11 protein-coding genes are annotated in these 12,320 nt (G+C 42.7%); 4 read left to right on the plus strand and 7 right to left on the minus strand.

All coding sequences use genetic code 11. The features are described 5' to 3' along the window. Positions 1 to 167: 167 nt before the first annotated feature. Both ACP69Y_RS13655 and acs read right to left on the minus strand, forming a co-directional pair. On the minus strand, positions 168 to 1,349 hold the full coding sequence (locus ACP69Y_RS13655; protein WP_425918919.1) for an acyl-CoA dehydrogenase family protein: 1,182 nt from the start codon (positions 1,347 to 1,349) through the stop codon (positions 168 to 170). 131 nt (positions 1,350 to 1,480) lie between these two features. Next, positions 1,481 to 3,424, minus strand: coding sequence for an acetate--CoA ligase (gene acs, locus ACP69Y_RS13660; protein WP_425918920.1), 1,944 nt, complete (start codon positions 3,422 to 3,424; stop codon positions 1,481 to 1,483). A gap of 287 nt (positions 3,425 to 3,711) precedes the next feature. Here acs and ACP69Y_RS13665 point away from each other — a divergent pair, with 287 nt between their 5' ends. After that, the gene (locus tag ACP69Y_RS13665) at positions 3,712 to 4,299 is read left to right on the plus strand and encodes a DUF805 domain-containing protein (RefSeq protein WP_425918921.1); all 588 of its coding nucleotides are present in this window, start codon (positions 3,712 to 3,714) and stop codon (positions 4,297 to 4,299) included. Between the two features lie 111 nt (positions 4,300 to 4,410). After that, a complete protein-coding gene (locus ACP69Y_RS13670) occupies positions 4,411 to 5,397 on the plus strand; it encodes a mechanosensitive ion channel family protein (RefSeq protein ID WP_425918923.1) in 987 nt (328 codons plus the stop codon). Here the strand turns inward: ACP69Y_RS13670 and ACP69Y_RS13675 are convergent. The 5 genes from ACP69Y_RS13675 to prfB form a co-directional block, all read right to left on the minus strand. Then, complete coding sequence (locus tag ACP69Y_RS13675) at positions 5,371 to 6,084, minus strand: 16S rRNA (uracil(1498)-N(3))-methyltransferase (protein ID WP_425918924.1); 714 nt, start codon at positions 6,082 to 6,084, stop codon at positions 5,371 to 5,373. The genes ACP69Y_RS13670 and ACP69Y_RS13675 overlap by 27 nt on opposite strands. Before the next feature lie 307 nt (positions 6,085 to 6,391). Then, positions 6,392 to 7,672, minus strand: a complete 1,281-nt coding sequence (locus ACP69Y_RS13680) for a 3-deoxy-D-manno-octulosonic acid transferase (RefSeq protein WP_425918925.1) — start codon at positions 7,670 to 7,672, stop codon at positions 6,392 to 6,394. A 111-nt stretch (positions 7,673 to 7,783) separates the two neighbouring features. Continuing rightward, positions 7,784 to 8,860, minus strand: coding sequence for an alkene reductase (locus ACP69Y_RS13685; RefSeq protein ID WP_425918926.1), 1,077 nt, complete (start codon positions 8,858 to 8,860; stop codon positions 7,784 to 7,786). A 39-nt stretch (positions 8,861 to 8,899) separates the two neighbouring features. Continuing rightward, positions 8,900 to 9,202, minus strand: a complete 303-nt coding sequence (locus ACP69Y_RS13690; protein ID WP_425918927.1) for an ArsR/SmtB family transcription factor — start codon at positions 9,200 to 9,202, stop codon at positions 8,900 to 8,902. 232 nt (positions 9,203 to 9,434) lie between these two features. Beyond that, positions 9,435 to 10,530 (minus strand): peptide chain release factor 2 gene (gene prfB / locus ACP69Y_RS13695; protein ID WP_425918928.1). Its coding sequence is split into 2 segments (ribosomal slippage): positions 9,435 to 10,457 and positions 10,459 to 10,530, totalling 1,095 coding nucleotides; the frame shifts between segments, so codons are not numbered across the junction. Positions 10,531 to 11,003: 473 nt separating this feature from the next. Here prfB and ACP69Y_RS13700 point away from each other — a divergent pair. After that, entirely contained in the window at positions 11,004 to 11,162 is a 159-nt protein-coding gene (locus ACP69Y_RS13700; protein WP_425918929.1) for a hypothetical protein, read from the plus strand. A gap of 367 nt (positions 11,163 to 11,529) precedes the next feature. Beyond that, positions 11,530 to 12,306 (plus strand): putative porin, encoded by a 777-nt coding sequence (locus ACP69Y_RS13705; RefSeq protein WP_425918930.1) that lies wholly within the window; start codon positions 11,530 to 11,532, stop codon positions 12,304 to 12,306. The last annotated feature ends 14 nt before the right edge of the window (positions 12,307 to 12,320 follow it).

A 12,320-nucleotide genomic window follows, 5' to 3' on the forward strand; every position in this document is an offset into this window, starting at 1 on the left:
GTGCATATCAATTAACCCATCGAAATAAGCCAACAATTCAAATTATGGAACCATTGGCTTAAGCAGGATTCGGGTTAAAAAAGTAAATTCTACATTCCTTATATCCCATATTGCTAAAGTCTTTTTGAAAATAAAGGCTCGATTCACGGGCTTTATCTTTTAATCAATCAAGAATAAAAACTTGGATCAGGTACTTTGCCGGTCAGCACCCACTCTCCGATTTCCTGATATTTATAATCCACAGGATCGTGCAAGGTTTGGGTGCGCACATTACGCCAGAAACGGTCGAGATTGAGTCTCGCCGTGGTCGCACGTGCGCCCATCACCTGGAAAATACTTTGTGTTACAAACAGCGAAGTATTGGTTGCTGCAATTTTGGCAGTGGCAATCGCAATACTCACTTCACCGTGTTGCTCGGCTGTTAATTCTTCGCCAATATTCCAAGCATTTTGCAAAGTCTCTACCGCTTTATTGGCGAGTAAACGCACGCCCTCAAGCTGCACATAAAACTCGGCAAAATGTTTTTGCATAAATGGATCATTGACGGCATTTTCCACCAAAGATTTTGACCAGGCTTTTTGGTTTTGAACGGTTTGTTTGGCTGTTTCAAAAGCCCCTTCCGCCACGCCTAAGAATAAATGCACAAAAATCAATTGTGCAATCAGCGGACGTAAACTCGAATAAGGCGTACTGAGTGGACCTGGATTGAGCAGCAATTCATGCTGCTGAATTTTGACCTGCTCAAAATGACTGGTGCCGCTGTCGGTTTGGCGCTGTCCCATATTGTTCCAGTCACCTAAAAAGCTGACCCCGTCACGTGCAGTCGGAATCACCCCAATCAGCAATTTCCCATCATCGTTATAACCTGAGCAAAGCAGGATATCTGAATCCATGGAACCTGAACAAAAGCTCTTATCACCATGAAAGATATATTCATTTTCAGAGATTTTGACTGCTGTCGTCCGTCGATCAAGTGGATTTAAAGTATTGCCCCAAAACAGGTTTTCTTGAGCAGTTCGCTCAAACCATTTTCCATATTGTTCAGGCTGTGAAAACAGTTGCACCGTTGCAATCAATAAATGGTGAAAACCATAGACATGCGCCAGTGAGCTATCCACTTGTGCAATGGCTCGAATGGTTTGAAAAATGGTTTTCCAATCTGCACCATGACCGCCATATTCGGTTGGAATAGACAACCCTAATAAACCACTTTGACGGATTAAATCGCGCTCTTTTTTTGGGTTGCCACCCTGTTTGTCACGTTCAGCCGCAGTGGTTGCAAACTGTTCCGACAGTTGTTGAGCGATATGTAATGGATTTGAATTTAAAAGTGGGGATGAGGCATTCATAATCATATCTATATATTTCTATGTTTTTAGCTTAGCAGATGATGTTTTTCATCTTTATCTGAATGCCTGCAGTCCTTATACATAAAATAAAAATACCGCCTGAACATGCAGGCGGTATTTTGCTCAATTACTTACTTGTCCGAATGGACCGTCGCGATCAGGTTGTCCACCACCTGTGGATCGGCCAAGGTTGAAGTATCCCCCAAACTATCCAGTTCATTGGCGGCAATTTTTCTTAAAATACGGCGCATGATTTTGCCGGAACGGGTTTTCGGCAAGGCAGGTGCCCAATGTAAAGCATCCGGTGTGGCGACAGGTCCCAAGGTTTTACGAACCCAAGCGACCAATTCTTTACGCAACTCTTCGGATTCTTCAAAATCGGCCTGTAAGGTGACAAATGCACAGATGCCCTGCCCTTTAATCTCATGCGGCATGCCGACTACGGCAGCTTCAGCGACATGCGCATGTGCCACCAAGGCACTTTCCACCTCTGCGGTACCTAAACGGTGTCCTGAGACATTGAGTACATCATCTACCCGTCCGGTAATCCAGTAATAGCCATCCTTATCACGGCGTGCGCCATCTCCAGTGAAATAAGTTCCCGGATAAGTCGAGAAATAGGCTTCGATAAAACGTTCAGGATCACCCCAGATGGTGCGCATCTGCCCCGGCCAGGAATCCTTGATAATCAGGTTACCTTCCGCTTCACCCTCCAGCTCCTTGCCTTCGGCATCGACGATGGCCGGTTGTATGCCAAACAAGGGGCGAGTCGCAGAACCCGGTTTTAAATCGGTTGCGCCTGGTAATGGTGAAATTAAAATCCCGCCGGTTTCGGTTTGCCACCAGGTATCGACAATCGGACAGCGGCTTTCACCAACCACGGTGTAATACCAGTTCCATGCTTCCGGATTAATCGGCTCACCCACGGAACCGATTAAACGCAAGCTGCTGCGGTCGCTTTCACGAACAAAGGTATCGCCTTCTCGCATCATGGCGCGAATCGCGGTTGGGGCGGTATAGAGGATGGTGACATTGTGCTTGTCGACTATATGACCGGTACGTGCCCAGGTCGGATATTGCGGCACACCTTCAAACATTACCGTAGTGGTGCCATTGGATAGTGGACCATAGAGCACATAGGAATGTCCGGTAATCCAGCCGACATCTGCGGTACACCAGAACACATCATCCTGCTTGATATCGAAGACTTCACGGAAAGTGGAGTTCACATAAGTGAGATAACCCCCAGTCGTATGTAACACCCCTTTCGGCTTACCAGTCGAACCCGAGGTATACAAAATGAATAGAGGATCTTCGGCATTCATCGGTTCAGGCGGACAGATTTCATTGACCGACATGATTTCCATGTGATACCACAGGTCACGCCCTTCCTTAAGTTCAATCGGGTTCCCGGTACGATGCACCACAATCACATTTTGAACCGATTCAGTTCCCTTTACTTCAAGTGCCGCATCAACATTTTCTTTGAGTGGGACCGGTTTTCCGCCACGCATGCCTGAGTCGGCGGTAATCACGACTTTTGCCTGACAGTCTTCAATCCGACTGGCCAGTGAATCTGGCGAGAAACCACCAAACACCACACAATGTACCGCACCAATTCGCGCACAAGCCAACATTGAAATAGCCGCTTCGGAGATCATCGGCATATACAGCACCACACGGTCGCCTTTCGTTACCCCATGTTTTTTTAACACATTGGCAAAACGGCAGGTTTCATCATGCAGTTCTTTAAAGGAAATAATTTTATGCCGTGAAGGATGATCGCCTTCCCAAATAATGGCGGGTTTATGCGGATGTTCTTTTAAATGCCTATCCAGGCAATTGGCACTCAAATTCAGTTGCCCATCGGCAAACCATTCAATTTTAAAATTATCTTTGTCGAAACTGCTGTTTTTGACTTGGGTAAAGGGTTTGATCCAGTCCAGCTTATTGGCCTGCTCTGTCCAATATTCATCAGGCTGATCGATGGATTGCCGATAACGCTCGAAATATTGCGACTCGTTGGTGCGAGCGGTTTTTTTAAATTCTTCTGGTACAGGATAGATCTCTTTCATAAGTACTTCCTTGCTCTTCTTCATCTCATTACGAGATGCTATGCCACGTTATTGATTTTATTGACTGCATACCCACAGTATGACGATTATTTTTCAACCGCTTCAATCATGCTTTGGTCGTAGTTTATTTATACAATTTAAAACACAGACCCCTTGTCGTATTCAACAAAAAAAATGGTCTAATTCGTATCTGATCTGTTCATTTAATCTTATAATTTAACAAGAAGATGCATGCACTGCTTTGCAAAACACCCTATTTGCTCAGCCAAACCTGACCCGGAAAGCATATGAACCCGCAAGACTCCTCTCCATTTTTTTCACGACCACAACTGGCAACTAACGATAATCCCTTGTCGCCCCAAGGTCGTTTTGGTCGTTTGAGTTCAATTGGCTGGTATGGGTTTGTTCATTTAATCACTTTCTTTGCCACTATTGCACTGAGCCTAATTTTGGGCATTTTCAACCTGAACACCCTGTCGGTGGAGAACCAGTTTGTAAATACATTGACCGGATTAGCAGGACTCGGCTTTGTGGTGATTTTGGTACTGTATCTTTATTTTCTGATGGTGATTAGCATCCGCCGTTTGCATGACATGAACCGAAGTGGCTGGCTGATTCTGTTATTTCTGATTCCTTTACTGAATATTTTTATGGGGCTGTATTTACTTTTAGGTTCAGGAACCAATGGAGTCAACAATTATGGTTTGCCGCGTGCGACACCGGTCTGGGAAAAAATATTGGCCTGGTTGATGATCATTATCACGGTATTGAGTTTCATGGCTTCAAGTAGCATCGTGTCTTATATGTTTGGAGCAGGCGAACTGGAAATGCCTCAACCTCAAGAAGTCATTCAAAAAGGCACAGCCTACTTTTAAAATATGTTCACAGTTTTTTGACAAAACTAGGTTGATTGCAGCTTAGGGGTGGTTAAATTTTTACTGAGTTTCAGGCAGAATAGCGCGCACTGACCCAAATTCGGAAAATTCGTGGCTGAACAAAACAATGCCTTGAATGATGTGACTCAAGGCACATCAGAGCTTTTGCATGAGGCAACTGAAAAAACCGCACAAACTGTGCTGCAACACACAGCAAAGTATAACGATGCGTACTCCACCATTGATAAATTCGTCGATGCCTTTTGGGAGCGCTTACCCTACATTTGTATTGCGCTGGTGGTTTTTACAATATTTTATTTACTGTCAAAATTATTTAAGTTTTTTGTCCGCAAAGCGCTAACAGACCGCTCTTATACCAAACAGAATTTGGTTCTGGTTCTGAACCGTGTCGGTAGTTCAGCCATCATGTTCTTTGGTTTCCTCATTGCCATGGTCATTGCCATTCCGGGCTTTACCCCGGGGCAGCTGATGAGTGCTTTGGGGATTGGTTCGGTCGCGATCGGTTTCGCATTCAAGGACATTTTCCAGAATTTGCTTTCAGGCATTTTAATTTTACTGGGTGAACCGTTCAAAATTGGTGATGACATTATTGTATCGGGCATGGAAGGTACGGTTGAAGATATTCAGATTCGTGCAACTTTCTTGCGTTCGCCGGATGGGCGTCGTATCGTCATTCCAAATGCAACGGTGTATACCAGTGCAGTGACGGTCAATACGGCTTATCAACGTCGCCGTTGTGAATTTGTGGTCGGTATTGGTTATGAAGATGATATTCAAAAAGCCAAAACCATTATTTTAAGTATTTTAGATCACGACTCTACCATCTTGAGCCAACCCGGTTTTAGCGTAAATGTTGCAGCTCTGGCTGACTTCTCGGTGAATTTAAAAGTGCAGTGGTGGGTTAATACCACGGAAGTGGTGACGTCCACTTCTATTAGTAGCGTGCAGGAAAAAGTAATTGAGGCCTTCGCTGAAAATGAAATTTCTATTCCTTATCCGGTACAGGAAGTGAAGGTCTATCGTGGTGATCCTTCGGTACAGGATGATGAGTCAGCCCGCGCTAAACAAACGGCCTAAGACATAAGCAATCACGGTTTCAGTTCGAATAATACGGTTGCCTAAGCTTACCGCCTGGCAACCGTTTTTTATCAACAAATCAATTTCATAAGGAATAAAACCGCCCTCTGGGCCAATCACAATGCTACAGGAATGATCAATCGCAAACGGCATTTTCATGTCTGCATAAGGATGGGCCACATAAGCTGGACATTCAGCGTTAATTAAACTGGGTAAAATATCTTCTACAAACGGTTTAAAGCGTTTATAGATTTCAATTTGCGGAGCGATGGTATCACCTGCTTGTTCCAAACCCAGCGTTACATATTGACCAAGCTGTTGTAAAAATGGCGTTTGCCAATAGCTTTTATCCACCCGATAACTGTGCAGAAGAATAATTCTTTCTACCCCCAGCGTAACACTATCCATAATTAAACGGCGTAGTACCTTCGGACGCGGCATGGCAACAATTAAAGTGACCGGCAGTTTTTCAGGAACAACCTCTTCTTTGATCGGTTTTAATTTTATGACTTGTTCGGTTACTTCCACAATTTCGGTGAGATAGCGTTTACCCCCACGAATACCCACTTTTAGACTGTCACCGACTTGTACATCAATATGCTGTTTTAAATGTTCAAGCTGACGTTTGGCACTAACCGTCCAGATTTCTGATTCAGTTTGGCGCGGGTCAAGAAGGACAATATTCATAGGATCTAGTACTTAAAAAAAATATGCAATCTTTCGATACGCGTAAAAGTCATCCACAACTGTTTGAGGCAGGACTGCTGCTGCTCAAAAAAGTTTCTGCGAAATTTGTGTAAAATAATAGTATCTGACGAGTTTTGTGGTGAGAAGCACTGCTTCGCAAGAGGGTTTGCCTTGCGCAGTTATACTGCTCATGCCAAAACAAAAGTAAAAGAAGAGCTTCTGACCTTGAATAAATAATGCCAAGACTCCGCCTCACAAAAATGCACAAAACAATTCCACAATTGCCCAGCTTCATATCTCAAAGAAGCTAAAGATACTGATCAATCACCGCAATATGCTTTGCTAACGAACCTGTATTTTTAAGCATGATCTGCTGTACCTGTTGATTCAGTTGTTCTGCAGCCACCTGATCATTTAACAGTTCAATCAAAACCTTCACTGCCTGCTCTGCATCATCGACAACTTTCACGCCGCCTACAGCCACAAATTCATCGACAATGGTTTGGAAGTTAAAGTAATTTTTTCCCAAAACTGTCGGTACATTTAATGCAATTGGCTCTAAAATATTATGCCCACCGCCCGGCTCATTCAACGAACCACCGACAAAGCAGACTTGGTTTAAGGCATACCACAGCCACATCTCGCCCATACTGTCGGCTAAATACACTTGGGTATCAGCCTGAATGGATTCACCCAAACTGCGACGGCGGGTTTTTAAATTCAGACCTTCTGTAACCTGAAACACCTCATCAAAGCGTTCCGGATGACGTGGCACCACAATCACCACAATCTCCGGATGTTGCATTAAATAAGGCTGTAAAGCGGCTAGTAATTTTTGCTCTTCTGGTGCATGCGTACTGGCAATAGTAATAATTTTACGTGGTGCTAAATCCCACTCTTGCTTCAGTTGCTGAGCCTGTTGAATAAAGCTTTCAGGTGCATGAATATCAAATTTAATACTTCCTAACACCTGACTTTTATTTTCAGGCATGCCTAAATTCAGGAAACGTTGCAGAGTCGCTTGGTCTTGTGCCAATAACTGGTCTAAGCCACTCAGCATGCCTCGGCTCAGACCTTGAACCTTGGTGTAGCCTTGGGCGGATTTTTCTGAAAGACGGGCATTAATCAGTAAACATGGCACTTTAAATTGCTGGGCTTGGTCAATTAAATTCGGCCAAATTTCAGTTTCTACCAAAGCCAATAATTTCGGCTGATATTTTTGATAAAACGCCTGCACCAAATGTTTCTGGTCCGCAGGCAAATACACTGCCTGAAACAAATGCTCATATGGGGCTTTTAAAAAAAGTGATTTTGCACGCGCCTGTCCGGTCTTGGTCGTATTGGTCACTAAAACAGCATGACCCAATTTTAAATAATGTTCAATTAAGGGTTGTGCTGCATTGGTTTCGCCAACAGACACCACATGAAACCAGATGGCATACAGATTTTTCGGTGCTTGAAATGGGCCAAAACGCTCAAGACACTCTTGTTGCAATTGCTCCATATTCAACGCACGTTTTTTGATCCGCCATTGATACAATGGTTTAATGATTGATAATGCTGCGTTGTACCAAAAAGGAGTAGCCAAACAAGTTGCCTCAAATTGTGTTCAATCGGCAAAATATAACAGAGCAGCCTCCACATGTTAATGAATTCTACTCTGCGTAATAATTTTATTCTGCTTTATTGATCTATCAACTTAGCTTTCAGCTAGCTGTTTATTTAAGAAAGGATAATCGATATAACCTGCTGCCACATCGGTTCCAATCATATTTTCAAACTTCAATTCATTCAGTGGCTCATCTTCCACCAAGCGTTCAAAAAGGTCAGGATTGGCAATATAATCCTTACCAAATGACACCGCTTCCGCTTTGCCCGACGCCAATAATTCAAGCGCATCTTCACGGCTTAAACGCATATTGGCAATATACGGCACACCATTTGAACGCGCTTTCATTTCCAGGCTGATGCTGTCATCGGCTAGATATTCACGGGTAAAGAAGAAGGCAATTTTACGTTTGCCCAGTTCTTCCATTACATAACCAAACGTTTCTTTCGCATTGGCATCGCCCATATCATGCTCATCGCCACGCGGCGCCAAATGTACACCGACACGACCCGCACCCCAGACTTCAATCAGGGCATCCACCACTTCAAGCAAGAAACGCGCGCGGTTTTCAACCGAACCGCCATAAAGATCTGTACGTTTATTGGTTGAAGTTTGCAAGAATTGGTCAATCAGATAACCATTGGCCGCATGCAATTCTACACCGTCAAAACCTGCAGCTTTGGCACGAATGGCAGACTGTTTATATTGCTCGGTAATGGCTTGAATTTCAGAGACTTCCAGTGGGCGCGGCACTACATATTCACGTTTTGGACGCAGCAGGCTAACATGACCAGCCTGTTGTACGGCACTGGCTGAAACCGGAATTTCACCCTTGAGTAAATCAGGATGCGATACCCGACCCACATGCCACAATTGCGCCACAATCAAACCGTCTTTGGCATGAACTGCATCTGTAACAAGTTTCCAGCCATCTACTTGCGCGTCGCTAAATAAACCCGGAGTCTTTTCATAACCGTTGGCTTCTTCTGAAATCACCGTTGCTTCCGAGATGATTAAACCTGCACTTGCACGTTGTGCATAGTATTCAGCCATCATTGGCGTTGGTACACGGTCAGCGGTGGCACGGCTACGTGTTAATGGTGCCATTACCATACGGTTTTTAAGTTTAAGTTCACCAAATTGAATCGGTGTTGAAAAATCTGTCATCCAGCAATCCTCTTACAGCTTGCCCGGACTGATTAAAGTCTAAAGCGCATGCTGTAAATGTTGTAAAAACTCTTCGATCAGTGCTTCATTACGTGAGAAATAAGACCATTGCCCATATTTAGTGACATGAATCAATCCTGCCTGTTGCAGCACCGACAAATGATTGGACATGGTCGATTGAGAGATATCAGCAATTTTTTCCATCTGACCCGCGCAGACACCACGACTAAAGTCATTTCCACATTCTTCACTAGAAATGTAACGATCAGGTTCTTTTAGACATTGCAGAATCTGGCGTCTAATCGGGTTGGCTAAGGCTTTATAAATTGCTTCTGTGTCCATCTCATTTCACTCATGTCATGATCAGCACCTTACCTAGAATCATTATATCGAATTTATACGATATTAATATCGAAATTTATCGATATTATATATTCATTTTGTAAATTGCTGCAATATTGTACAACTTTACTCTATTCTAACATTGTCTGGTCAATGCGTTTGATTAACTCGAATCACCATATTTTGAAGCTAAAAAAACAGAGGACTCGCCTCTGCTTTTCAAGCAATAAACTTATAAACCCTGTTTTAAGCTGGCTTCAATAAATTTATCCAGATCACCGTCCAGCACTGCACCCGTGTTCGAGCTTTCCACACTGGTACGCAAGTCTTTAATACGTGAGTCATCCAGTACGTATGAACGAATCTGGCTACCCCAACCAATATCGGACTTGGTATCTTCCAGTGCCTGCGCAGCATCGGTACGTTTTTTCATCTCTAATTCATAGAGTTTTGCACGTAACTGTTTCCACGCATGGTCACGGTTGGCGTGTTGTGAACGCTGGTTCTGACATGCCACTACAATCCCTGTGGGTGCATGGGTTAAACGTACCGCAGAATCGGTTTTGTTAATATGCTGACCACCGGCACCAGAAGCACGATAGGTATCGGTACGCACGTCCGCCGGATTAATATCAATTTCGATATCGTCATCAATTTCAGGAGAAACAAACACAGCCGAGAATGAAGTATGACGGCGGTTACCCGAGTCAAAGGGTGATTTACGCACTAAACGGTGAACACCGGATTCGGTTCGCAACCAGCCATAAGCATACTCGCCTTCTACACGAATTGTGGCCGACTTAATACCCGCAACATCACCGTCAGATTCTTCCATCAATTCTGCTTTAAAGCCGTGACGTTCAATCCAGCGCATATACATACGAAGTAGCATAGAAGCCCAGTCCTGTGCTTCTGTACCACCCGAACCAGCCTGAATTTCCACATAACATGGGTTCGGATCCATTGGGTTACTGAACATACGGCGGAATTCAAGTTTTGCCAGTTCGGCTTCAGAATTGTCTAATTCCGCTTGCACATCTTCAAGCAAACTTTCGTCATCTGCTTCAACTGCTAACTCAAGCAATGCTTGTGCGTCTTCCAGCTGAGTCGATAAACCCTCAAGCACATTTAATACGTTTTCAAGCTCGCCTTTCTCTTTGGCCATCGCTTGCGCACGACTTTGATCATTCCAGATCGCTGGATCTTCTAATTCACGAAGTACCTCTTCTAAACGCTCTTTTTTCAGATCGTAGTCAAAGATACCCCCGTAATGTTAGACCACGGTCGTTTAAGTCTTTTAATTGGTTTAGATAAGGATTAATTTCCACGTGAATTACTCTCAATCAGAATATTAGGCTTAAATAGCCGTCAATTATAACACAGAGCATGGACGCAGTTTTAGAGAGCATAGGTCCAATAACAGTTGATCTGAATGTCTTTTTTATGAACAAGATGCATGTTTTTAAGCATTATTATAATTTTTTGACCACAATAACCTTGGAGGTGTATGAAACACACACGTCTAGCACTCAGCCTTGCAGCAATTACTTCTTCAAGTTTTGCTTAGAATACTCAATTAGATGGTAGTGTTATCTATGCTGATCATGATGATAACTTTACCGATACAGATAATGAATTTGAGGTAAAAGGCACTTTTTAATTCAATCCAATTTCAACAGCTGCGGGCCACCTTTAAATGAAGTTGCATTTTTAACTCATAACAGCAATGCTTATCTTGGCTATCACGACTTAGAAAGAAAAACTATTTTAGCCACAAAATCTGAAGCGGACCCATATACAAGTGATGATGGAATCGAATATTTATTTCGACCACACCTTTAGCTTAGGTTCGGCTTATAATATGCAAGACCACGGTGAAGACGATGTTGATTTCTTCCCGATTCGTTCTAAATATTTCATTCATTCTAACTTTGCAGTGGGGCGAGGTTTGTTTTGGTAATGATATTCATGCATTCAATATCAATGCGACATATCGTTTTTAATTAAGCAATAAGTAATGAATTTCATAGTTAAAAACACCCTCAATTGAGGTTATTTTTTTATTAATAACTCATTATTATGTTACAAAATACTTAAAATTTTATTAAAAATTCACATAAATCCATTAACTCTCCATAATTTTAATAAAACAAAACATTTTAATAAGTTTATATTTTTCAAATATTTAATATTTAAAAATTACATAAGATTACGTTAGCAACATTTGAGTAACCTTGCGAGGATTGACCTAGATTCATTTTGCTCTAGACTAAAAGTTGTAACAAAAAATGTATTAATTTTGACCATAAATTTGAGGGGTAGTATTCATGAAAAAATTAGCCATTGCTTCAGCACTTCTTTCTGCTCTAGCAGTAACAGGTACAGCAAATGCATACCAAGCCGAAGTTGGTGCAGCAGCCGCTTACGTTGACCCAGATAATGGTAGTTCAGGTAACGCTTTTGGTGTAGATGGTACTTATTACTTTAACCCCGTTCAAACTCGTAATTCTCCACTTGCCGAAGCAGCTTTCCTTGACCGTGCAAGTAACGTAAATGCAAAATATGAATATAATGAAATTGGTGACTCTGAAGCACATCGTTATGGTGTAGGTGCTGAATACTATGTCCCAAATTCAGATTTTTATTTAAGTGGTGACGTTACAGGTCATGATCTTCAAGACAATGATGATCTAGACAATGATTTAACCACTTACGCCGCAGAAGTTGGTTATTTACCAGCACCAGGTCTACTCATTGCAGCGGGTCTTAAAGGTTGGGATACAGATAATGATGATGGCGTAGATCCAACATTACGTGCTAAGTACGTAACAACCCTCAGCAACGGTAAAGATATTAACCTTGAAGCAGGTGCAGCGTTTGGTGACCTAGATGAATACAATCTAGCGGCAGATTACTTTATTGATAAAACCATGAGTATCGGTGCCGATTACCAAAGTAATGATATTAATGATCAAAACGAATTTGGTATCAATGCCCGTAAATTCTTCAATCAGCAAGTAAGCCTTGAAGGTCGAGTTGGTTTTGGTGAAGTTGGTAATAATGACTACAACAAATTTGGTGTAGCTGCGAAATACCGCTTCTAATAGCACAACCAGAA

The sequence above is a fragment of the Acinetobacter sp. TSRC1-2 genome, from assembly GCF_049895885.1.
In the GTDB taxonomy this organism is placed as follows: domain Bacteria; phylum Pseudomonadota; class Gammaproteobacteria; order Pseudomonadales; family Moraxellaceae; genus Acinetobacter.